Below are 24,373 nucleotides of genomic sequence, written 5' to 3' on the forward strand. Positions count from 1 at the left end.
ATTTATTTTTTAAAAATGAGTATAATTTTTTAAGATTTTTATACCTTTTAAAAACAAATTATCACCTCCTTGTTTTGTATTATAAAGTTATGATTTTTAATGTTTTAGGCTTTATTGCTTAAATTTTTTCATTCAAAGCGATACTCTTTAACGCTTGGTAAATGATTTCCTATTTTAAATTTAATTCCTTCTCTTTTGATTATTATCAGTTATCAATTAATATTTTCTTAACTTATTTGTGTATATTTGTTAAAATTATAACAAATAACAACAGGTATTAACTAACTTATTTATTATTTATGAAAAATAGTCTACTCAAAGGCTTGATGGTGTTTCTAACGATGTTTTGTACTACTATGACCTATTCACAAGAGGTTTCTGGTAGAGTGTCGGATTCTAATGGTCCCCTTCCAGGAGCCACTATTTTAGTTAAAGGAACAACCAATGGCGTACTTACAGATATGGATGGAAAGTTTACGATTAAAAATGTTGGCTCTAATGCCGTTTTAATCTTTAGTTACATTGGATTAAAAACTCAGGAATTAAGTGTAGCAGGGATAAGTACCCTAAATTTAATTTTAAAAGAAGATTCGGCTGAGCTAAAAGAAGTTCTAGTAATTGGTTTTGGAAAACAATCCAAGCGTAAATTAACGGATAACATCGCTTCTATTTCTTCTGATCAAATTAATCAAATTCCAGTAGCAAATTTGCAAAATGCACTTGTTGGTAAAGCTGCGGGTGTCCAAATTACTCAAATAAATGGTAAAGTAGAAGGTGGTGTGAAAATGAGAATAAGAGGAATTTCTAGTATTTCTTCGTCTCAAGAGCCTTTATACGTAATCGATGGGTTGCCATTGATAAATGATAATGAAAGTACGGGAAGCGCCCCTATTAATCCTTTAATTTCATTAAATCCTAATGATATTGAATCTATTCAAATATTAAAAGATGCTTCATCTGCCGCCATTTACGGAGCTCGAGGAACGAATGGAGTTGTTTTGATTACAACTAAACAAGGGAAATCTGGGAAAACGAAAATCTCTTTGAACACCTCTGCAGGTTGGAGCGAAGCAACCAATAAAATGAGCTGGTTAAATACAGCACAATATACGGAGCTTTTTACCGAAGCTTCTGCAAATAGTTATGGAGCTGCGGATTTATGGTTAACGGAACCTGGAGGTGTTTTTGATCAACAGGGGAATGGTAAAAATTGGAGAATTAATGAAGTTGATACGGATTGGCAAGATTTAGCCTTGGTAAAAGGATCAGTTCAAGACCATACCTTTTCTATATCAGGAGGTGATGAAAAAACGGTATTCTTTATTTCAGGTGGTTATAATAACACGCAAGGAATTATTAGAGGGAACAGTATGGAGCGTTATTCTTATAGAGGGAATTTAGATCATAAAGTTTCCGATAGATTAAGAGTGGGACTTAATACGAGTTTAAGTAAAACAAATATTGCAAGAATTGGAGCAGATAATTCTTTTGCAACTCCATTGCAAGCGGTGGCACAATCCCCTTTATCTCCCGCTTATTTAGACGATGGGGTGACACCTAACAATCAATCTACCATCTATTATAATTTTTTAATGCAAGAATTCAATGGAAGTTGGGGAGTAAATATTTTTAGAACTTTAATGAATAGTTATTTGGAATATAAAATTTTGCCTGAATTGACTTTTAAAACAGAGTTAGGCTATGATAATAACAATCAAACGGAAGAATATTTTTCAGGAAGTCTGACGGAATCTGTTTCTACTAATGGTTATGCAGATGCCAATGCAGTTCAGTCAGATAAGTACAGTATTAATAATTATTTTACTTATGCTAAAACATTTAATGAGGATTATGACGTAGAGTTTGTTGGAGGAATGAGCTTTGAAGAAAGTTCTCGAAGCAGGCAATATGTTGCGGGAACAGGATTTCCGTCAGATGCGCTGCAAACTATAGAAAGTGCTTCTGAAATAATAGCTGGATCTTCAAGTAGAACAAAGTATAATTTTCTTTCCTATTTTGGTAGAGCTACTTTTTCATTTATGGATAAATACCTCTTAAAAGGAAGCATACGTTATGACGGTTCTTCGCGATTTGGAGTATCAAACCGATACGGAGTATTTCCTGCTGCTTCTGCAGGTTGGATTATTTCTGAAGAAGATTTTTTGAAAGACAGTGGTGTCATCAACTTATTAAAAGTTAGAGGAAGTTTTGGAGTAACGGGAAATGCAGGTATTGGCAACTTTGCTAGTTTAGGTCTTTTTGAAGGATCCTCCTATAATCAACGATCAGCAATTAATCCAGTTCAATTGGTAAATCAAGATTTAAAATGGGAAAAGACAAATCAATTTGATGTGGGAATTGATTTTGGAATATTGAATAGCAGAGTAAGCGGTGAAATTGATTATTACGTTAAAAAAACAAATGATCTTTTATTAAATGAACCACTTCCGGGAACTTCAGGCTGGAGTTCTTTAACTCGTAATGTAGGATCTTTGACTAATAAAGGGTTTGAATTTGTATTGAATACTACCAATATCAAAACAACTAATTTTAATTGGAAAACGTCTTTAAACCTTTCGACTTTAGATAATAAAGTGACTGCTTTGCCTGGTGGAGATATTGTAGCTGGACATAATATTGTTAGGGTAGGTGAAACCATTTCCTCTTTTTATATAGTGGAATATGCTGGGGTTGACCCCGCAAATGGAGATGCTTTATTTTATCGAAATACGGCAAATCCAGATGGTAGTTTAGATAAATCAACAACTAATAATTATAGTGAAGCACAAAGAGTAATTTCAGGAAGTCCATATCCTACGTTTATGACAGGAATGACCAATACGGTATCTTTTAGAAATTTTGATTTTTCTTTTACTTTTCAAGGCGAATGGGGATCTTCTATGTATAATGAAGGTGGGAAATTCCAATCAGGGAATGCCCGATATGAAGACAATCAAACAACGGATCAGTTAAATAGATGGCAAAATCCGGGGGATATTACTATGGTACCTCAAGCCAGAATGTATTCTACAAACGGGCAACAAGCCTCAACACGTTATTTAGAAAAAACTGATTTTGTTCGATTAAGAAATTTATCTTTAGGATATACGCTTCCTAAAACACTCATTCAAAAATTGTCTGTCGACAGGGTACGACTTTACTTAACAGGAGTCAATCTGCTAACCTTTACTAATTATAGTGGATATGATCCAGAAGCCTCTTTTGATAATAATGGCGATTCTAATATTCAAAAAGGAATTGCATTTTATTCCGCTCCTCCTGCTAAAACAATTACTATTGGATTAAATATTGATCTATAAATAAAACATTTATGAAAAAGTATAACTACATAATAATTTTAATGTCATTACTTACTATCTTCTTTGTGGGTTGTGATGATAACTTGGATATTAAGCCGGAACAAGCCATTTCAAAAGAGGTAGCCATTTCAACTCCAGAGAACATACATAAGATTTTAATCAATGCTTACGGTGTTGCGAGGTCCAGTTCTAGTTATGGCGGTGGAATCGCACTAGCTTCAGAATTACTGGCCAATGATGGTGATCTTTATTGGAACGGAACTTATATTCAACCAGGAGAATATAATGAGAAAGCTATTTTAACGGACAATAGTTTTGTTGCAAGTATTTGGCTAAACGGATATGGAATTAGTAATCACGTTAATATCGTACTTGATAATTTAGCTGTAATCACCGACGTGACTGATAAAGATGTTACCGAAGGAGAAGCAAAATTTCTTAGAGGTCTGGTATATTTTGATTTGGCACGATTATTTGCGAAACCCTATGTTTCGGGATCCGTAAATAGTCAGCTTGGAGTTCCTATTGTTCTTAGAGGGGTGCTGGATCCTAGTCAGATTGAATTTCCTAAAAGGAACACTTTAGAAGAAGTATACACTCAGGTTATTGCGGATTTAAAAGATGCTTACACTTTGTTACCAGCATCGAATGATATTTTTGCAACAAAATACAGTGCAGCGGCACTTCTTGCTAGAGTTTATTTGCAAAAAGGAGACTATGCCAATGCCCGAAATATGGCTGATATCGTTATTAATGAAAGTCCCGCGACTTTAACGACTACTTTTGCACAAGCATTTAATAATTTAGAAAATTCAAATGAAGATTTATTTGCTTGGCAAATAACGAGTCAGGATGCTAGCTCTAATGATTTTAATGTGTTTTGGGCCGGTTCCGCTTTTGGAGGTCGCGTGGGAAATCCAGATGTGGAAATTTTATCACAGCATTGGGATATTTATGATGATCCGAATGATAAGAGAGCCGATTTCTTTTACAAAGCAAAATGGTGGTGTACAACAAAATGGAAAAGCCAATTTGCGAATATACCAATGCTACGTCTAGCTGAAATGTATTTAACAAGGGCTGAGTCTAATTTTAGACTAGGAACGGTTACAGGGCTTTCTCCTGTTAAAGATGTTAATATACTACGCCAACGTTCGGGTGCAGCTCTATTTATCACTGTTGATTTGGCTACTATTTTAATGGAAAGAAAAAGAGAATTATCTTTTGAAGGATTTGCTTTATTTGATGCAAAACGATTAAAACAAAATATTGGATCTCTTCCTTACGATGCCAATAATTTAATTTTACCTATTCCGAGAAGAGAAATAGATGTAAATAAAAACTTAACTCAAAATGATGGGTATTAAATAAAAATTTAGTTTTAAAGTTAAAAAGGAGTTCTGTTTGTATAGCAGAGCTCCTTTTTTTACGTTTAAAAATTTAAATTAATTGGATCAAGTATTGTGTTTTGAATGCTAATATAAAATTAACTATTAATAGAAATAAATATCATTCAGCCATTCTTTTAATAAAAGTTCTTTAAACATTTTCTGATTTTGCAGAATTTTTATAAATAGTTATTGTCTTATAAGAAAAACAATCTGCTGATGGTCAATGATAGCTGTGCTTTTGGATATAGTTGAAACCAACAAGAGTAGTTTTGAGCCCCGATTAAGCGGTTTGAATAGCCCCATTGCAAATCCGCCTATCGGGGTTTTAAGATCAGTCGGAGACTGAAAAACACATACTCAAAGTCGGAGACTTTGCGTAACGGGCAGCGGGAAAAGAGCTCGATTTTGTTTTTCAAAGAGTTGAATACAAAATGCTATGATAAAAATAAAAACGATCTAAATAGCCCCGATAGAAATGAAAATCCTTGTTAGGGCTGGTGTTCAGCCCTAATAAGGATTTTAATGTATAGCGGGAAATACGTTCTTAAAAAACGAACTCGTTCTGCTCCTAAAAAAAAAGTATTTTCTTAGTTGTTATCTATTAGAACGTCTGTCGTTATTTTGACTCGGGCGTCTTGGACCAAAACTGTTATTGCTGGTGCGGTTTGTGGTCTCTGTTTTTGGTTTTCGCGGAGTTGAATCGCGTTGTTGTCTTCCTTGTCCTTGTTTGATAGGTTCTTTGGAAGCGTTAGGATCTGGCTCGAAACCTTTGATGTTTTCTTTAGGTAATTTCAAACCCACTAATTTTTCTATATCACGTAAAAAGACTGTTTCGTCCGGACTGAATAATGAAATAGCTTCTCCATTAGCTCCAGCTCTTCCTGTACGGCCTATGCGGTGAACGTAATCTTCTGGAATGTTGGGTAATTCAAAATTGACCACATGTGGTAATAATGGTATATCCAGACCTCTGGCCGCAATATCTGTAGCGACCAACGCGGTCAGGCTTCCGTCTTTGAAGCCCGCCAAGGCTTTGGTACGTGCGCCCTGGCCTTTATTTCCGTGAATAGCAGCTGCTTTAATTCCGGCACTAATCATGCTTTCCGTCAGCTTATTAGCACCTTGTTTCGTACGGGTGAAAACCAAAATTTGTTTCCAGTTTCCCTCTGTAATCAATTTAATGATGAGTTCTGTTTTTTTCTCTTTGGCAACAGGATACACTATTTGAGTAATAGCATCCACGGTTGTATTTTCTGGGGTTGCTTCCACATGAACGGGATGATGCAAAATGCCCATGGCCAATTTCTTTATATCTGTTGAAAAGGTTGCCGAAAACATCAAATTTTGCCTTTTTGCAGGTAATACTTTTATAATGCGCTCAATGTCTCGCACAAAACCCATATCTAGCATGCGATCCGCTTCATCTAAAACTAAGATTTCAACTTTGGCAAGCGATATTAATCCTTGGTTTTGCAAATCGATTAACCGACCTGGTGTGGCGACTAAAATATCGACACCCTGACGCAGTTGGGTAACTTGTGGATTCTGGTTTACACCTCCAAAAATAACGGTGCTTTTTAAGTCTAAAAATTCACTGTATTCTTTTATATTGGCTAATATTTGTGCGGCTAATTCTCTGGTTGGCGTTAATATTAAAGCACGAATGGGCCTTTGTCGCAACTGTTGCCCTTGCGATAATAATTGTAAAATAGGCAGTGTAAAACCAGCCGTTTTTCCTGTTCCCGTTTGTGCGGATGCTAATACATCTTTGCCTTCTAAAATGGGTGGAATTGCTTTTTGTTGTATTGGAGAAGGGGTTGTGTATCCTTTTTTGCTGATGGCTTTAAGTAAAGCATCCGATAAGCCTAATGAGTTAAATGACATAAATGGTGTTTATGAAGCAAACACTATTATTTAGTTTACTCCTTTAATTTGGCGCAAAGGTACTGCTAATTTCCCTGTTATGGTTTTATTGTTTAACTTTGTTTACTTAAAGCAAGTACGTTATTTTTAATCCGTTCCTATACTAAAGCTTTGGTGGTACCAATTATCTAAGTTAAAAAAGGAAAATAATGTAAAGTTCAGTATTCATATTAGACTAAACACTTTTTTAATTAATTCCTACAAAAGTATCGCCTTGAGTAATATCTCCAGATTGATACCCTTTCATAAACCAGACTTTCCGTTGTGCGGAACTTCCGTGTGTAAAGGATTCCGGAACAATGTGTCCTTGAATTTTAGCTTGAATCGCATCATCACCAACTGCATGTGCTGCACTTAAAGCTTCATCAATATCACCTTCCTCCTGTAAATCATTCATTTTTTGATTGTAATGTGTTCATACGCCCGCATAAAAATCAGCTTGCAAATCCGCTATCGGATTAGATTACTTGTCAAAATTTCTTTTGACAGGATTTAAGTCTTTAGAAAACAATCTGTTTAGCTTTTTGTCATGTACTTAAATAAAATGTACATAAATTAAAAGAAAAATAGTTGGCTACAGTATCCATTTAGCAATTGTTTCCTCAATGACTCCTTTGACTATAGGTTTTGAAATATAATCATTCATTCCTGCAGCGAGACATTTTTCTTTCTCTTCTTTTTCGGTGCCCGCAGTTATTGCAATAATAGGCAGGTTTTTACCCGAACTCAAGCTTCTTATTATTTTTGTTGCTTCGTAACCATTCATTTCGGGCATTTGAATGTCCATAAAAATAAGATCAGGCCGGAGTATTTCAAATTTTTCGATAGCTTCTTTGCCGTTGACTATTTCGAAAATTATTGGATTTACAAATAAATTTTTGATAATGGTTTTAAGCAGTAACATGTTTACTTTGTTATCCTCTACAATCATAACGCTTAGTTTTTTAGCATTTTTGACGGTTGTAATGGGTATTTTTTTATCTAGATCTATTTCAGGATCAGTACTATTTTTTGGAGTTTCGTTGCTGGTTTTTAAATCTAAATCAAAATAAAAAGTACTTCCCAGTTCGATGGTGCTTTCCAGTTGCAGGGTACTGTTCATTATACCAAGTAATTGGTTTGAAATTGTCAGGCCTAATCCTGTTCCTCCATATTTTCTTGTCGTAGAACTGTCTTCTTGTGAAAAAGCCTGAAAAATTTTATATTTGTTTTTTTCTAATATTCCAATTCCTGTATCGATCACTGCAAATCGAATCTTAACATGCGACGCATCAATTTTTTCAATCACAGAAACATTTAATTTAATAGAACCTTTTTCTGTGAATTTTACAGCATTTGACAATAAATTAATTAAAATTTGTCTTAATCGGACAATGTCTATCCAAAAATATTCAGGAATTTCAGACGATATATTTAGTTTTAAACTTAGATTTTTTTGGTTGGATTCGTATAATATTAAATCAATAATCTGACCCAGAACATCTTTTACGTTATATTTTTCAATGTGTAAATCTAGTTTTCCGGCTTCAATCTTTGAAAAATCAAGAATGTCATTTACGATATCCAGCAAGGAATATGCGGATTGTTTTACTGTATTGATGTATTTTTCTTGGGTTGAGCCAAGTTGTGTTTTCATTAACAAATCTGTGAATCCAATAATCCCATTTAACGGTGTTCTTATTTCATGACTCATATTGGCCAAAAATTCTGATTTTGCTTTATTGGCAGCTTCTGCTAGTTCTTTTTCTTTGACTATGGTTTCGGTTTGTTTCCTTGCTGTAATATCAATAAAAATACCTTCCAAGAATGCAATTTTCCCATCTTTGTATATGGTATCACCAAATTCTTCCACCCATACAACCGTTTTGTTCTTGTGTATAATCCGGTAAACAATATGAATCGGAATTTTAGTATCTATTGCATTTTTTTGAGTAGCAATGGTTTTTAATTTGTCTTCGGGATGAATTAAATCAATAAAGGATAAATGGTTCGTTAGAAAATCATTTTTTGGATATCCGGTAAGCTTTTCAATCTCATCATTAATGTAGATCTTTGTGTTGTTTTCATCATAATTTGATAAATAAACGGTTCCTGGAATATTATTGGCTAATAATCTAAATTTCTCTTCACTTTCATATATCGCGGTCTCGTTCGTAATACGTTCTATTGATGAGGCTATGTTTCTAGCTAATGTTTGTAAAATATTGACCTCATCTTCGGACCAACATCTCTCATTTTGAGTATCATCAAATCCCAAAAAGCCATGAAACCTATTTTTGATAAAAATTGGAAAAAGGATTATTGCTACAACATCAAGATTTTCTAATTTATTCCTTAAGGAAGGATTCTCAATTTTTGAAATTATTGCATCGTAAACTTTGTTGTTTAAAAGCGGTATCAACAATTCTTCAAAAAACACATGTGGTAGATTTTGAAGTTTAATATTGTTTTCCGTTATTTTATGATTGTTAATTATCCATCTGTATTTTTGGCTAATAAAACCTGTATTACTATCATTTTCGTAGTAATACGCTCTATGGGATTTTGTAGTTTTACCCATAATAATGAGTACATCTGAGAAAATATCGTTGATGTCATTGCTGTTCAAAAATTTCTCTGTACAAAGTGCCATAGCAGATAAAAGTTCACTCTTGTATTCTAATTTCTTCTCTGTTTCATACCGACTGTGAGAAATCATAGTCAACGATATAATATCCGAGATGGTTCGGGCAAAAATAATGTCCTCGTTGTCCCAGTATCGTTGTGTTTTTACTGTTTCAAAGCTAATGGTTCCAGATAAGTCTCCATTTATGAAAATGGGAATGGCAAGTTGTGATTTGATATCGTTTTTTAAAAAATAGTCATTTATAAATTCAGATATTTCATATTTATTAAAAACATCAGGAGCACTGATTTGTGTTTTGTTTTTGATGGACTCAAAATAAATAGGATAATTTTTCTTTTCTAAAACGGAGCCCTTAGAATAAGAATTATGGTCCAAGTCATATAAATTTTCACAGGTAATTGTATCTTCGGTATATTTCCAATAACTTACCCGATTGCACTTTGATACTTTAGCAGCTAATTCAATTATTTGCATCACACTAACATCCAGGTTTTTGTAATTACTAAAGTTGGTTGTTGATAGTTTTTTTACAGCTTCATTGTATTCCTCTACTTTTTCCTGACGTATTTTAATATCGTTTTCTATGTCTTTAAACTTAGTGATATCTCTGGCAATACTAGAATAAGCTACCACTTCTCCAAATTCATTTCTCCGGATAATCACTTTCTGGGAAACCCACAATTCTTGCCCATCCTTTTTTATCAATGGAAATTCAATGGTAGAAAAATAATTTTCATTTATTAATAAATTCTGGTAGAGATCTTTGATACTGATAAGGTAATCTTCTCGTATAAATTCTGAATAATTTCGATTTATGATTTCATCTATTTTGTATCCCAAAGATTTAATAGTATAATCATTGACAAATATAAAATCTCCTTCATTATCGACTTCAAAAATTAGATCAATAGCATTTTCAATTAAATTTTTATATTGGTTTTGTATTTTAATTTCATTTGTTACATCCTGTCCTATCCCAATGATCAAATCATCTGAGAATTTTTTATCATTCCATTGAATGTGTTTGTATGCTCCATTTTTACATTTTACTTTGCTGGTAAACAACTGATCATCCTTAAAATTAATATGATACTCTTCACCATAAAATTCTTTGTCCTCAGTAACTTTCCAGTAGCCCAATCCCATAACTTCATTTACTGAATAACCTAAAATAGTCTTTACATTTTCACTGCAAAATACAATTTCTCCTTTTTTATTGGTAGCAAGAATGAGAGAGTTGCCTTTATTTACAATTTCATTAGTAAAACGTAGTTTATCAGTAATTTTTAATAAAGAGGTGTACCGTATGTAGTTTATAATTAGGATCATTAATGAGAAATTCGATAAAATAATGATTGATCGTAAGGGTATTATTTCAAAAAAATACAGTATAAATAAAAAGATAAATACGCACATAAGGAAAATCCAATATAGTTTGGTGGGTTTGATGATGGTATACGAAAAGAATAAAGCTAGTACAAAAGCGGCTATAGGTATGCTGTCAGAGGGTGTAAAAATCAAATTTATTGATATGTAACTAAAACAGATTACATACACTATCATAAATATTTTTCCCAGGTTTTGAAACACAACAGCTGATTTTTTGCTGATAAAATAGAGAATCAGTAAAAAAGTACCGATACCAAGATTTGAAATCAGTAAGCTTACAGGTCTTATTTTGAAAATTTCAAATAGGGTTTCAAGTACCGGAATTAGTATGCCCAAATATAAAAGATAACGCTGGTTTTCTATGTTTTTACTATCCTCTTCATTATAGTATTTAATAAAGGAATTGCTTAATAGTATTTTTATTTTAAAAATTTTACAGACTAGAAAAACAAATAAAACAGGAATTACAATCCACAAAAAATTATTGATTGCAAAAGAATTATAAACGCTGAATAAAATTGACTCTGAGTCAATGGTAAATAATAAGCTACAGTATAACACCATAGAAACTGTTTGTTAGGTTTAAAGACTAGATTTGGCTTTTTGTAAAAAATAAATATAAGATTATTTTTTACAAAAAGCCAAAATCAGCTTGTAATTATGCTCTGGCTTTTAGTAAAAAGCGGTTTTATTAGAACATTTGTTCCGGTTCTAGTGTAGTTTCAAAACCAATAATTTCACTATAAATCGCATAGTATAAAGAATACATAAAGGGTACTGTAAATACTATACCAATGCAACACCCAATGAGTCCCACTAATGTAGAAATTGCACCTACTACCAATAAACCCAGCAAAATAAGCGGTTGTTTTACCACGATTAGTATGCTTGATTTTAAAGCTTCAATAGCATTTAAGTTTCCAAAAATAATAAGTGGAATGGTCAGTATCGTGAATAATGTTATAGTTACTGTGATAATAAATCCGATGAAGGGTATTTGTGCATAGTCAATCAATGATGATAGTAAGGTGCTAAAAATTGAAATTAGTAAAGTAGCAATGAAGAGTTCTTTGAAATACGATATTTTATAGTATTCAAACATGGTTGATACATGAAATTCTTCATCTCTTTCAGCACAATACGCCATTTTGATTAAACCGGCGCTAATAGGACTAAATAAACTCGATAGTAAAACAGAAACCCCGGATACAATTAAAATAAAGTTTAAACTTAAATTTTCCGGTTGTAAATTTTCCGGTTTCATTTTTTCCAGTATCATGGCAGAATCAAAAAAGGCAACAAGTATTACTGATACAAAAACAATCAGCAGTATAAAAAACACAAAAATAATTAAACCGGCATAAATCGCAATTTTTTTATAATTTTCAAAAGCATGGTTAAAAACGATTCCAAAATCTAAAGGATATCCATTTTTTTCTATTTCGTGTATTCGGTTTTGTGTAGTTTTCAACATTTGTTGGTCGTTTTAGTGGGTTAATTATTCTGTTATTTTTCAAAATAAACGTATTCAAAAGGAACTCTGAATCGTTTTCCGTACACTCCTTTTCCGCTACCCAGTAGCATATTAATTTCGGATGATGCCGGTAAATGTAATATTTTTATTCGTAGCGAATCAAAACCTTCCATTTGGCACGTATCATAGTTTATGGCAGTCATGCTGATCACGAAATTTTGTGCCGCAAGTCTGGCACTTTTATGGGCTACAATGTGCATGTCACTTTGTCTTACCTGTCTATATATGGGTTTGAATAACCCAATGAATTGAAATGCAATAAATTTGATTATTCCAATAATTCCTGTGATATCAAATTAAAACAACGGAACGATTTTTTGATAATGATGAAAAGCAAATTGTTCTCTTTTTGAATATTCTGCTTCCAGCTTGTCGCCATATTGTGGCTAAGTAAATACACTTTTTTACTTTTTTCGCACAATAGTTTCATTTATAAAAACCCGAACTGAGCGTCGGTATTTTATGGATGTACTGACGGTTTTTTCATGGGTTACATCCATTTTAATATTTTTTGAAAGGTCTTTAATTTGTCTTTGTAAGGTGCATACCGAAGGGGTAAATCCAGCCATGTCCCCCTTTTTACAATGGCTTTTTTATGCGAAAAAGTATCAAAACTCCGTTTTCCGTGATAGGCTCCCATTCCTGAAGTACCAACACCGCCAAAAGGCAAGCGATTATTCGCTAAATGGATTACGGTATCATTGATACAGCCACCGCCAAAAGAATATTTTTGTAAAACTTCTGCAATAAAAGATTTGTTTTGAGAGAATAAATACAAGGATAATGGTTTTTCGAAACTTAAAATTATTTTTTCAATATCTGCCTCTGAATGGTATGAGAGTATAGGAAGTATGGGGCCGAAAATTTCTTCGGTCATCACCGGACTGTCCATTTTTGGCTCGTCCAATAGCGTAGGAGCAAGGAATAAAGTGTCTTTATTGTATTGACCTCCAAAAAGTATTTTTTGGTTTTCCAATAGATGCAATTGGCGTTGCCAGTTTTTCAAATTGATAATTCTGGCGTAATCAGGGGATTCTTCCGGATTTGGACCTAGTGCCTTTTCAATTTCCAGAATTAGTAAAGTTATGAAAGTAGCTTTCATTTTATGGTGCACCACTATGTAATCAGGGGCAACACATGTTTGTCCGGCATTTATAATTTTTCCCCAGACAATGCGGCGGGCACTCAATTCTAAATTGGCAGTTTCATCAACAATACAAGGACTTTTCCCGCCTAATTCCAGCGTAACTGGAGTTAGGTTTTCGGCTGCAGCTTTTGCTACAATTCTGCCAACGGCAACACTTCCTGTAAAAAAAATATAATCCCAACGTTTTTTTAATAATTCCTGAGCAACAGTCGCGTCTCCGGTAATGACGACGACATCTTTTACAGGGAAAGTTTCATTTATAATTTTCGCTATTATAGTAGACGTATTTGGGGTAAGTTCAGAGGGTTTTAGGGTTACTTTATTTCCGGCAGCAACAGCAGCAATCAGAGGGCATAAGGCCAATTGAAACGGATAATTCCAAGGCGAAAGGATCAATACATTTCCGTAAGGCTCACTATATATGTAATCTGACGATGGAAAATTCAAAAAAGAAGCGAGAACTTTTTTGGGTTTAGCCCAAGAATCAATGTTTTTAATGGTTTCTTTTAAATCACTTATGACATAATTTGTTTCTGTTAAAACGGCCTCAAAGGCTGGTTTTTTAAAATCATCGTAAAGCGCTTTAATAATTGCTTGTTCCTGTTTTATGATGGTATGCAATAGTTTTTTTAAAGATTCTTTTCGGTAGTCTACACTATTTTCATTTTTCATATTATGATTTTAAAGGTACAGATTTATTATTTTAACCCAAGTCGGTAGCCTACATAAAAATCAGCTTGTTTACTGTCGCTGGCCAAAGCAGTCACTATAGAACTGGATCCCATATAAAAGCCATACACTCTTAACCCGACACCACCAGTAATTCCGGAAATTTCGTTATCTGACCAAGAGGAATAAATTTCATAATTTTTCAAAGAAAATCGAGGTGTAATAGAAACCACATTTTGTGTTGTCACCTGATTATCGCTGGTGTCATCCTTTAATTTTTGTTGTGTGTAAAGCGCAACAAAAAATTTAGGTATTACTTTTATATCTGCATAGGCGGAGAAAACAGTAGGTAAGGTTACTTTGAAGTTTTTGCTGGATGTGGTTTTAGTTAAGTATCCGTCGTTTACTAAAATGGTTTCTACTTCCTTTAAAGTAGTAGTGTTTTGAAATTGGCTTAATGCCAAACCATTTGGGTTAGAAAAAGTAGACTGTATGTTTAATGCATAATTAGTAGAGGAATTTGCATCATCCTTGAAGGTCATCGTACCAATATTTCGCACTGCGATACCCGCATTTATTTTGTAACCGTCTTGGTCTTTCCATTGGTAATTTACACCAAAATCAGCTGCAACTCCGTTTAGTTTTCCAAAAACGGATTCAGAGTAATTATTAAAATCAGTAAAACCATCATTGAAGTTCCCGGAATACGCAATATTCATTGACGCTTGAGTATTATTTAAATACGCTTCGGCACCAATAGTATTAATGGTTCCCTGAAATTGATCCAGGCCTAAGTTGGTGTACGAGCCTGGAAATAATAATTTCAAGGTAGCACCCGCATTAAATTTATGGTTTTCATTTTCAAATACGTTTCTGGCTGCTGAAATTCCTATTTCTCCCCAGCTTGTTCCATTTAAACGTTGGTTGTAATCATTGCTTATTGATGAAGAACCAATAAGATTTCCGGTATTGATCGCCGCACCAAGTTGTGGGTCAATATCAATTAAATTTAATTTTGCAGCAGCTTTTGTAGTAAAACCAAAAGCCCATTTATCCATTTTCATAGCAAAACCTGGGCCGTATATTTCAGCATCTACGCGCATATTTACAGGGGTATTTCCTGTAAATAACAAATTTTCTAAGTTTTCACCATTAACAATATCACTAAATCCTATTTTATTATTAGAAGCATTTACGCTGGCCGAAAAAATATTTATTTCATATTTTGAACTTAAATTAGACAGTTCCGCAGGATTCATACCGGCATTAAGTATTCCGACTCTAGTAGACATATTGATTCCTGAAAAATGGTCTTGAGCGGTCATGTTTAAGAACGAAATGAAACAAAAAATAATAGGTAGTTTTTTCATACAATTTGTTTTTGTGAATATTTATTATTGAGTTATTGAAAGGTTGAAAGTAAAATACTGTTTTTTAGTATTAAATGGCATTCCAGATCACATCATTTGGAGCAGGAGCAATTATTTTTATATTTTCCTTTGTAACAGGATGGATGAACATTAATTTTCTAGCATGCAAATGGATTCCTCCGTCCGGATTGCTTCGGTCAAAACCATATTTTAAATCCCCTTTTATAGGTAATCCAATCGCTGAAAGTTGAGCCCTTATTTGATGGTGTCTTCCAGTATGAAGATTGATCTCAAGCGCATAGTAGTTGTTTAGTTCTTTGATAATTGTATACTCTAAACTGGCTAATTTGCTTTCAGGGACTTCTTTTTCGTGCGCTTTTGAACTATTGTTTTTTTCGTTTCTTTTTAAATAATGAACGAGTGTATCAGTGGGCTTGGCAGGTTTGTTTTTGACAATGGCCCAATATGTTTTTTGAGTTTCACGGGTACTGAATAATTCATTCATTCGAGTCAGAGCTTTACTGGTTCGGGCAAATACAACTATTCCGGTTGTTGGCCGATCTAAGCGATGTACAACACCCAGGAAAACCTCCCCGGGTTTGTTGTATTTGTCTTTGATGTATTCTTTAACCACATCTGATAAGGGTTTATCACCCGTTTTGTCCCCTTGAACAATATCTCCTACACGTTTGTTAATTACAATAAGATGATTGTCTTCGTGAAGGATTTGAAGGTTGTTTTTAGTAGAAATTATTTTCATTTGGATTTTTAGATTGTTGGATTTCCAATACTCTTAGAGTATTCGACAATAATCAAATTCTCTTAAAGGCTACTCATCTAAGAAGTCAAATTTAATATTGTTCATTTGCATTAGGGAAATCACTTGATTTTACATCTGCAACATATTGGCCAATGGCCGTTGTCATTCCGTCATATAAATTCATATACCTTCTTAAGAAACGAGGACTGAATTCGTTGTTCATTCCTAACATATCATGAATTACTAATACTTGTCCGTCAACACCACCCCCAGCACCAATACCAATAACTGGAATCGAGATGCTTTGGGCTACTTTTTCGGCTAGATGAGCTGGAATTTTTTCTAAAACTAAGGCAAAACAGCCTAGTATTTCTAGTAATTTAGCATCTTCGATTAACTTATGTGCTTCTTCCTCTTCTTTGGCACGAACGGTGTAGGTTCCAAATTTATAAATGGATTGTGGTGTTAAACCTAGATGTCCCATAACTGGAATTCCGGCGTTTAATATTTTCTTGATAGAGTCTTTAATTTCTTTACCACCTTCTAGTTTTACGGCATGACCACCGCTTTCTTTCATGATTCGGATGGCAGAGCGCAAGGCTTCTTTAGGATCGGATTGGTAACTTCCAAAGGGTAAATCCACCACTACCAAAGCTCTTTCAATGGCTCTTACCACAGAGGAGGCGTGATAAATCATTTGATCCAGCGTAATAGGTAATGTAGTTTCATGACCAGCCATAACATTTGAAGCGGAGTCTCCCACTAATATTACATCAACTCCTGCCGTATCAACGATTTTTGCCATGGTGTAATCGTATGCGGTGAGCATCGAAATTTTTTCTCCATTAGCCTTCATTTCAATCAATGACTTTGTTGTAATTCTTTTATAATCTTTTTTTGCGACAGACATATTTCATTTTTTGAGAGTGTAAAGGTACTAAAATGTATAATTTTAGGTTGAAAATGTAGCACTTATATTATATCGGATACAAATTAATCAAAAAAGTAATCATACGAAAAATTCTAGTACTGACTTTATTGCTCTCCTCAGTATATTAGTAGGCTCAATATCAAGAAGTTCAAAGCGTAATTGATACTTTTTTTCAAGCCTTCCATGCCAGAGATTCACCTCAATTGCATTTACTTTGTGATGATACAAAGATATTGCAATCCATTGCTGAGAATGAAAAAGGCACTTTGCTTTCTCATGAAAAACCAGAGGGCATTTTATAAATCTATAGCTTAAAATTTCAAGAAAAAATTCTCAGGTATTCCATTCAAATAAACGGAGCCATGGAGCATGTCTGGACAACGTATGAGTTTTATGTTAATGGTACACTAAGTCATACTGAGGTAAATACGTTTACACTTTTCAAAAAACACAACCACTGGAAAATTATTTATCTTATTGACACTCGAAGAAAGTAGTTTGATGAGTTATTTTTAGAATATTCATTGTGTGTTACAAATAAGATAAAAATTAATTGTAATTTTTGGGTTCTGTAATTTTTTACTAATACATTTGCATTTTAAAAAAATAAATTTATGCAGTTGTATGAAAAATTGTCTCGGATTGGTTTTCTCAAAAATAGTTATGCCTTCAAATTCCTGTTTGTTGCATTTATAGGCATTCACATTCCATTAATTGGATTGTTATTTTTTGTGCTTTATGCAAGTAAAACAATTTCAGCCGATTCTATTTTAATTTTTGCGCTGATTATTACTTTATTAGCAACAGCGGTCACTTTATTTTTTTTAAAAAAACTAATTAAACCAATTGAGGTAGCTTCCAGGTCATTAATTGCCTATAGAAAAGACAGAACAATACCTTCTTTGCCAACTAATTTTTCGGATGAAGCAGGGTTGTTAATGAGTAATATTCAAGAATCAATAGCTGATAACGAAAATTTCATTACTGAAAAACAAGATTTAGTTTATTTGCTTTCGCATGATCTAAGAAATTTTGTAGGAAATTCAAAATCGGCCGCATTGCTTATTTTAGAAGAGGATTCTTCGGATTATATAAAAGAATTAGCGGAGTTAATAGTTCAATCCAGTGGTGAACAATTTCATTATATTGAAAGTTTTATCACATTATTAAAGGAACAAGATCAAATTATAAAAAGAAATTCTCAGGACTCCCTAATTCAATTTTCACCTGTTTTTTCTATGGTGGCAAAACAATTAGATCAGGTATTAGTGGTCAAAAACATTAAATTAGTTTTATCAATTGACGTTCAGGAAGCACTTTTATCAATTGACGATGAGTTGTTGATTCGAGTTTTAGTCAACGTAATTGATAATGCTATAAAATTCTCCTACCCAAATAGTGAAATTGAGGTTCATGTGTATCTTGATGGCACTAAACTGTATTTAAAAGTGAAGGATACAGGAGTAGGTTTTGTTCAAAAACAGAGTGACGAATTATTTAAAAAATTCACTAAAATGAGTATGTCTGGCACTTCAAATGAGCCTTCTACAGGAATTGGATTGTATTTGTGCAAAAACATAGTAGAACGACACAACGGTGTAATTTATGCACAAAGCAGTGGGACAAATAAAGGGGCTACTTTTTCAATTGTTTTTGATACAAAAAAGGGCTAAAAATAGTTTTCTAATGTGTTTTTGTTCTTCTTAGGGCGTACGAAATCTGAGAAAATATTTTAAGCACTGTAAACAACAAGATTACTAGGTGCAATATAAAAAAAAGCTGTAATTCTATTCTTGATTTGGAATAGCGTTACAGCTTTTAGTTTATGACAGGGATAAAAATAGAACGGCAAAACCGGTGCTTTTTAGTACACCTAATACCATATTTTTGCCACCTTAGCTTTTGGTGTAAATACTTAGTATTAGTTTATTTTTTCTAATTGACCTACTTTTTTCCAGTTTGGATCTATATTTAAAGCGACAGCGATGTACACTTCACTTTTATTTACTTTGAAAGCAGTTCCTTTATTCATTTCAGCATTGACTTCTTTAGGTGTTAAGTTGTAAATTGCTCCAGTAATAGGATCTACAATGATACCAATCAAGCCACCAAATAAAATATTTCCAATATACCAAGCATTGAATTTTTTGGTCAAGTTAGTTTCAAAAGTTTGGTATCCTTCTAATTTAATCATCACATGATGTTCTTTTTTTCGTTCCAGTTTGATTTCAAAAGGCGTTTTTCCTACTTCGATTTCATCAATAAAAATAGAGGCAGCAGCAGGGTTGCTTCTAAAATTTACTTTTTGTTTAGAGCCGGAAACAATTGTAGCACAACTACTCATTAGTAGCGCTAGGGATAATGTAGAAATAAGGATTGTTTTTTTCATTAGAGTGTGTATAATTAATTAAGTTGTAATTTATATTGGGGGATTGTGGTTACGTCTCCGTCATAATAATAGAAATCTACTTTGATGCGATAACAAAGACTCCATATATCGGGAGTTCTCTTTTCGGTTACTTTTACAAGATTAGCGCCTTTTTCTCGGGCTAATTTTCGGGCTTTTGTCAGGTGTGAGTTAAAATCACAATCGGTTGTGAAACCACTGTCCTGATATCTGGCATTTCCTATTTTTTTGGCACCTTCAGGAATTGCATGATGAACATCAAGAAAGGCTACGGGGTCTTCAATTGTTAGTGGTTTTTCTGAAGATTCAAAATTAGAAGTGATTTTTGGACTACAGCTAAAAGCTAAAAATACAAAAACGAGAAGAGATAATTTTTTCATTGTCAGATGGAATTGGTTATTATTATTATTATTATTATATGGGTAATTTTTATTCTACTCTAACTTTAATAGCACCATAATTATCAGACTGAAAAGTAATAAGTCCAAAAACAGTTTCTCCTTTTTTTATTATTTTGCCATTAATGGAGTAATCGTTCAGCTCAGTTTTGAACTTTTTATTGGCATTACTCGCAACAATCATATTTCCTAAGGCTAATCCGGGTCCAATAATCAGTCCTATTGGTGTCGAGCTGGTTTGCTCTGTCATTCCGTTTGAATTGGTTTTTTTGGTAAACAATTGAATTGGAGATAGTAATAAATAAAATAAATAGGAGGCTGGGCTTTGTTTTAAAGATTTGAATGTTCTTTCATTCTCCAATAGATACAATTCATTTCCGCTTTCAAAATTTAATTTTATATCTTTTCCAAAAACCAAATCTTTTTCAGTATTGTTTTTTACTTTAACAGCCACTAGTCGAAGCCCTTTTTTAGTCTCTTTCTTTGCGTATTTCTTATTTAATAAATCATATTTGTATTCCAGCGTTACTCCATGAAGTGTGTTGTTCGAAATATAATTAAGTGAAGCGGGTTGTATTGGTTTGTATACTGAAGCACAACTATTTAGTAAAATTACAATCGATAATAAAAAAATAATTGTAGTTAATTTCATTTGCTGATTAATTAGTTTTTTTATTGGTTGTCAATTAGTTTTTTTTGTAAGTAAAGTATACTTTTTCAAAAAGCAAACATAAAGAATTTACTGATACTATTAAAATTAAACAGTATTTATTTTAACCACGTTTTTGTTAATTTTTTTTGATTTAATTTTAAATTTTAGTTAAAAATAGTGGATATACTATACTCTTTTTTTAAAAAGAACTAAATTTGAGAAAACAGAAAATTTATAATTATGAAAAGAAATGCAACCGCAGTCTGGAATGGTTCACTCAAAGAAGGAGCCGGAAAACTAACTACACAAAGTACCACACTAAAAGATACCCAATATTCATTCAAATCTCGTTTTGAAGAAGGAGTGGGGACTAATCCTGAAGAACTTATCGCCGCAGCACACGCAGGCTGTTTTACGATGCAACTTTCGGCCTACATTAGTGAAGAAGGGTTTGAAATCGAAAGTATCGAAACCAAATGCGACATTGATTTAGTTGATGGAACCATTGTTACCTCGCACCTGATGCTTCAAGCAAAAATTAGCGGAATAACAGAAGATGCTTTTCAACAATTAGTAACTAAAGCAGAAAAAAATTGTCCTATTTCTAAAGTTTTGAATGCTGCAATTTCTTCGACTGCTTCCTTAGTTTAAAAATATACAGACATCAAAAAGGTTCGGTTTAATTTTAAATCGAGCCTTTTTGATGTCTGTAAAAGGAATGTTTCAAAAAAATAGTAATACAAATTTTTTTACTCAATGAACGTATAATTACTCTTTGATTATCAGTAAAATAACTATTTAAAAACTTGTAAATAAAACTAATGTTTCTTTCATTAAATAATTATCACTGGATATGCGTGTCAAACATGGAGAGTTTGTTTCAATCATAGGAAAATCTGGCTGTGGAAAATCGACGTTGTTGTATTTGCTTTCTACGATGGATACGGAGTATGACGATCAGATATTGATTCATAAAGCACTATTTTACTATGATTTCATGTTTATAGAGCAATCCTTTCAATCCTTCTAAAGCGAAAACGGCTTTTTTTAATTTTGTTGTTTTGGGATCAATTGTATAATTATAGCTTGTTTTGAAACTAGCTTTGTTGGCAATTGCTTTTGCAAACTCAGAACGGTATAAATCGCAGTTTTCAAAAACAACTTCGGTCAAATCAGTGCTCATAAAATCAACGGCAATAAGACTACAATTGGAGAAGGAGGTTCCTTTGATTTTTAAAGTGTAAAATTTAGAGAAATCCAAAATACAATCCTTAAAAGCGATTTCGAAAATTAATTTATCGCACATGGCAAAATTGACATCTTTGATTTCACACCTATTAAAAGTTACGGTTCTAAAGGCCACATAATTAATTTTAGCATTGCTAAAAGTGCAGTCATTGAAGGTACAATCAATGAAAGTTACCGCTAAAAAAACGCATTGGGAGAAATTACAATTGGTAAAAGTACAGCATTCAAATTCCTTAAAATTGACTTCCTCTTCCTTGTACGTAATGTCTTTGTATTCAATATCTAGAAAATATTCGGGCATTTAGTGGTTTTAAATTCAGTTTTATTGCTATCTTTTCATCACAAAGAAACAAAATTCGAAATTGTTAAATTGGATAAATTAGTCTTATTATTTTTGAAATTTTAAACTCTTTCGTAATCCGCTTTCCAGTGCTGAATCGCTTTTTTAATTTCCTTTGCCGAAAGATTTTCATTCAGCGCTCTTAGAGTTAACGCTTGAAATTCATCATCTGAGGCAAAACGTAACACAAATAGCTGATCGTCATTTAAATGACGTTAAAAATCTTCCAATATTTTTCCGGTAAGAGAAAAATAACGGTACCGAAGTTCTAAATAGACAATTCGGTTTTGTAGGATCAACGCATAATGTTGACGCAACATAAAAACAAGGCAAAAGCACGACAAAGAGTGCACTAATAAATATCCAGATTAAAGAATCTTCTTTTGGTACAACTAAAATAAATACTGAAGGCCAGCAATGTCATGATTATTGGATAATGAATAAAATGAGGCGGCGGATAGTACCGAATGTGATTTTTATAAGATTGTGCTTTCATTAATGTAGTTTAAAAAAAATTAAATATAAATTAAACTATGGATTTAAAGCATTAAAGGCTATGCAATTACTATGAGGTTTTTTTTAACGGAGTAGACCTTTATAATTTCTTTAGATTTCTTTAACATTTCGATAACTCGTTTTTCAAGATAAATTCAATAATTTTATTGAAAATATAAAAAAATGATAGCTACAAAAGGATACGCAGTACAAGATGCTAAGACAGATTTAGCACCTTGGGATTTCGAAAGAAGAGAAGTTGGACCACATGATGTACAATTTGACATCCTGTTTTGTGGTGTTTGTCACAGTGATTTACACCAAATTAAAGATGACTGGGGCGGTTCAATTTACCCAATGGTTCCGGGACATGAGATTGTAGGTAAAGTGGTAAAGGTAGGAAGTCATGTAAAGAAGTTTAAAATAGGAGATATAGCAGGGACAGGTTGCTTGGTAGACTCTTGCAGAAGTTGTGAAAACTGTAAAGAGGGATTAGAACAATTTTGTTTGAAAGGAAGAACCGACACGTATAATGCTTTAGGACAAGACGGAAAAACACCTACTTATGGCGGTTATTCGAATACCATTGTAGTACATGAAGATTTTGTTTTGCAAGTTTCAGATAAATTGCCTTTGGCTGCTGTAGCGCCGTTATTATGTGCCGGAATCACGACCTATTCTCCATTGAGACACTGGAAAGTTGGGAAAGGGCATAAATTAGCCGTTCTTGGTTTGGGTGGTTTGGGACATATGGCGGTTAAATTTGGAGTTTCTTTTGGAGCTGAAGTTACCGTGTTAAGTACATCAGCAAATAAAGAAGCCGATGCCAGAAAATTAGGAGCACATAATTTTATCGTTACTAAAGATGCCAAACAACTCGAAAGTGTAGCTGGTTCTTTTGATTTTATTCTGGATACTGTTTCTGCACCACACGACTTAAATTTGTATTTGTCATTATTGAGAGTAAACGGCGTGCATATTTGTGTGGGCGTACCACCAACACCTTATGAAATTCAAGCTTTTAGTCTCATAGGCGGACGAAGAAGTCTTGCAGGTTCGCTTATAGGCGGCTTGCCTGAAACTCAGGAAATGTTAGATTATTGTGCGGAACATGGTATTGTTTCTGAAATAGAAATGATTGATATCAAAAATGTTCATGAAGCATATGACCGAATGACAAAAGGAGATGTCCGGTATCGTTTTGTAATAGACATGGCTACATTGTAAAAATAAGTTTAAAAACCAAGCCCCTAAAAAAAACTGATACATTTCGGCTTTTTTAGGGGCTTTTTTTATGTGTAAATAGGAATGCTACAGTAGTGTTGACAATAATTATTTTATCAGGTATTTTGTTTTGTTCAGAGTTCCTACGATTTCAAAGAGATTCAATGCGCCCCCCTTTTTGCCGTTGCCGATGATATATTGGACTTGCTAACTTTACCAGCATAAAAAGTTAAGAACAAAAACCTTAATTTAACTTATGAAACAAGTGCGTAAATTTTATGACCGAGCTTTTAAAGAGAAAGCCGTTCAATTGAGTTATGATAGACATAAGATCTCTGAACTAGCCAGAGAATTGGAAGTTACCGCTCCCCAGTTGTATAGATGGCGAAAAGAATAAGAAGAGTTCTGACAAAGAAGTTTTTCTGGGAATGGAAATTTTGTATTGTTTTTTCAGTAGTTAACAAAATTTACTCACTAGTGTCCACTTAAAATAAGTTAAAAACCAGCTGGTTAGTATTATGTTCATTGACATTATTGTAATCTGATTTC

At 33.2% G+C, this 24,373-nt stretch carries 20 protein-coding genes and 2 pseudogenes; 7 read left to right on the forward strand and 15 right to left on the reverse strand.

Going from position 1 to position 24,373, the window contains the following annotated elements; all coding sequences use genetic code 11:
* Positions 1-299: 299 nt before the first annotated feature.
* Both EKL98_RS05985 and EKL98_RS05990 read left to right on the forward strand, forming a co-directional pair.
* Positions 300-3,320 carry a SusC/RagA family TonB-linked outer membrane protein gene (locus EKL98_RS05985; RefSeq protein ID WP_126561786.1) on the forward strand — a complete coding sequence of 1,007 codons (3,021 nt, stop codon included), beginning with the start codon at positions 300-302 and terminating at the stop codon, positions 3,318-3,320.
* Between the two features lie 11 nt (positions 3,321-3,331).
* Entirely contained in the window at positions 3,332-4,687 is a 1,356-nt protein-coding gene (locus EKL98_RS05990; protein WP_126561787.1) for a RagB/SusD family nutrient uptake outer membrane protein, read from the forward strand.
* 618 nt (positions 4,688-5,305) lie between these two features.
* On the opposite strand, the gene EKL98_RS05995 is transcribed toward EKL98_RS05990, so the two are convergent.
* The 9 genes and pseudogenes from EKL98_RS05995 to panB all read right to left on the reverse strand — a co-directional run bounded on the left by EKL98_RS05995 (position 5,306) and on the right by panB (position 17,039).
* Positions 5,306-6,595, reverse strand: coding sequence for a DEAD/DEAH box helicase (locus EKL98_RS05995; protein ID WP_126561788.1), 1,290 nt, complete (start codon positions 6,593-6,595; stop codon positions 5,306-5,308).
* A 226-nt stretch (positions 6,596-6,821) separates the two neighbouring features.
* Positions 6,822-7,082: pseudogene (locus tag EKL98_RS06000) on the reverse strand (neutral zinc metallopeptidase); the annotation flags it as partial.
* Positions 7,083-7,208: 126 nt separating this feature from the next.
* Positions 7,209-10,589 (reverse strand): PAS domain S-box protein, encoded by a 3,381-nt coding sequence (locus EKL98_RS06005; protein ID WP_233584063.1) that lies wholly within the window; start codon positions 10,587-10,589, stop codon positions 7,209-7,211.
* A 751-nt stretch (positions 10,590-11,340) separates the two neighbouring features.
* Positions 11,341-12,123, reverse strand: coding sequence for a hypothetical protein (locus EKL98_RS06010; protein WP_233579304.1), 783 nt, complete (start codon positions 12,121-12,123; stop codon positions 11,341-11,343).
* 32 nt (positions 12,124-12,155) lie between these two features.
* Entirely contained in the window at positions 12,156-12,473 is a 318-nt protein-coding gene (locus tag EKL98_RS18010) for a nitroreductase family protein (protein WP_317125380.1), read from the reverse strand.
* A 200-nt stretch (positions 12,474-12,673) separates the two neighbouring features.
* Entirely contained in the window at positions 12,674-14,002 is a 1,329-nt protein-coding gene (locus EKL98_RS06020; RefSeq protein ID WP_126462528.1) for an aldehyde dehydrogenase, read from the reverse strand.
* Positions 14,003-14,028: 26 nt separating this feature from the next.
* The gene (locus EKL98_RS06025; RefSeq protein ID WP_233579303.1) at positions 14,029-15,369 is read right to left on the reverse strand and encodes a hypothetical protein; all 1,341 of its coding nucleotides are present in this window, start codon (positions 15,367-15,369) and stop codon (positions 14,029-14,031) included.
* Positions 15,370-15,439: 70 nt separating this feature from the next.
* Complete coding sequence (locus tag EKL98_RS06030; RefSeq protein ID WP_197037243.1) at positions 15,440-16,129, reverse strand: RluA family pseudouridine synthase; 690 nt, start codon at positions 16,127-16,129, stop codon at positions 15,440-15,442.
* Positions 16,130-16,220: 91 nt separating this feature from the next.
* Positions 16,221-17,039: a 3-methyl-2-oxobutanoate hydroxymethyltransferase gene (gene panB / locus EKL98_RS06035; RefSeq protein ID WP_126554152.1), complete on the reverse strand. Its 819-nt coding sequence runs from the start codon at positions 17,037-17,039 to the stop codon at positions 16,221-16,223.
* A gap of 635 nt (positions 17,040-17,674) precedes the next feature.
* Between panB and EKL98_RS06045 the strand changes: the two genes are divergently transcribed.
* Complete coding sequence (locus EKL98_RS06045) at positions 17,675-18,733, forward strand: sensor histidine kinase (RefSeq protein WP_126462519.1); 1,059 nt, start codon at positions 17,675-17,677, stop codon at positions 18,731-18,733.
* Between the two features lie 248 nt (positions 18,734-18,981).
* On the opposite strand, the gene EKL98_RS06050 is transcribed toward EKL98_RS06045, so the two are convergent.
* The 3 genes from EKL98_RS06050 to EKL98_RS06060 are packed head-to-tail and all read right to left on the reverse strand — an operon-like array spanning position 18,982 to position 20,517.
* Entirely contained in the window at positions 18,982-19,449 is a 468-nt protein-coding gene (locus EKL98_RS06050) for a PEGA domain-containing protein (RefSeq protein WP_126462516.1), read from the reverse strand.
* A gap of 14 nt (positions 19,450-19,463) precedes the next feature.
* Positions 19,464-19,847, reverse strand: coding sequence for a hypothetical protein (locus EKL98_RS06055; RefSeq protein WP_126462513.1), 384 nt, complete (start codon positions 19,845-19,847; stop codon positions 19,464-19,466).
* Between the two features lie 49 nt (positions 19,848-19,896).
* Positions 19,897-20,517, reverse strand: a complete 621-nt coding sequence (locus EKL98_RS06060; RefSeq protein WP_126554154.1) for a hypothetical protein — start codon at positions 20,515-20,517, stop codon at positions 19,897-19,899.
* A 240-nt stretch (positions 20,518-20,757) separates the two neighbouring features.
* On the opposite strand from EKL98_RS06060, the gene EKL98_RS06065 reads away from it, so the two are divergent.
* Both EKL98_RS06065 and EKL98_RS18480 read left to right on the forward strand, forming a co-directional pair.
* Positions 20,758-21,168 carry an OsmC family protein gene (locus tag EKL98_RS06065; RefSeq protein WP_126462508.1) on the forward strand — a complete coding sequence of 137 codons (411 nt, stop codon included), beginning with the start codon at positions 20,758-20,760 and terminating at the stop codon, positions 21,166-21,168.
* Positions 21,169-21,370: 202 nt separating this feature from the next.
* Positions 21,371-21,547: an ATP-binding cassette domain-containing protein gene (locus EKL98_RS18480; protein ID WP_317125144.1), complete on the forward strand. Its 177-nt coding sequence runs from the start codon at positions 21,371-21,373 to the stop codon at positions 21,545-21,547.
* On the opposite strand, the gene EKL98_RS06075 is transcribed toward EKL98_RS18480, so the two are convergent.
* The 3 genes and pseudogenes from EKL98_RS06075 to EKL98_RS18400 form a co-directional block, all read right to left on the reverse strand.
* On the reverse strand, positions 21,497-22,066 hold the full coding sequence (locus EKL98_RS06075; RefSeq protein ID WP_126462505.1) for a pentapeptide repeat-containing protein: 570 nt from the start codon (positions 22,064-22,066) through the stop codon (positions 21,497-21,499). The two genes, EKL98_RS18480 and EKL98_RS06075, sit on opposite strands and share 51 nt — an antisense overlap.
* A gap of 101 nt (positions 22,067-22,167) precedes the next feature.
* Positions 22,168-22,425: pseudogene (locus tag EKL98_RS18395) on the reverse strand (DUF6526 family protein).
* Positions 22,426-22,457: 32 nt separating this feature from the next.
* Positions 22,458-22,601, reverse strand: a complete 144-nt coding sequence (locus tag EKL98_RS18400) for a DUF6526 family protein (protein ID WP_262706912.1) — start codon at positions 22,599-22,601, stop codon at positions 22,458-22,460.
* Between the two features lie 182 nt (positions 22,602-22,783).
* Here EKL98_RS18400 and EKL98_RS06085 point away from each other — a divergent pair, with 182 nt between their 5' ends.
* Positions 22,784-23,827 carry an NAD(P)-dependent alcohol dehydrogenase gene (locus tag EKL98_RS06085; protein WP_126462502.1) on the forward strand — a complete coding sequence of 348 codons (1,044 nt, stop codon included), beginning with the start codon at positions 22,784-22,786 and terminating at the stop codon, positions 23,825-23,827.
* Between the two features lie 253 nt (positions 23,828-24,080).
* Complete coding sequence (locus EKL98_RS06090; RefSeq protein ID WP_126561790.1) at positions 24,081-24,221, forward strand: transposase; 141 nt, start codon at positions 24,081-24,083, stop codon at positions 24,219-24,221.
* Positions 24,222-24,373 lie beyond the last annotated feature (152 nt).

The organism is Flavobacterium bomense, assembly GCF_003970355.1.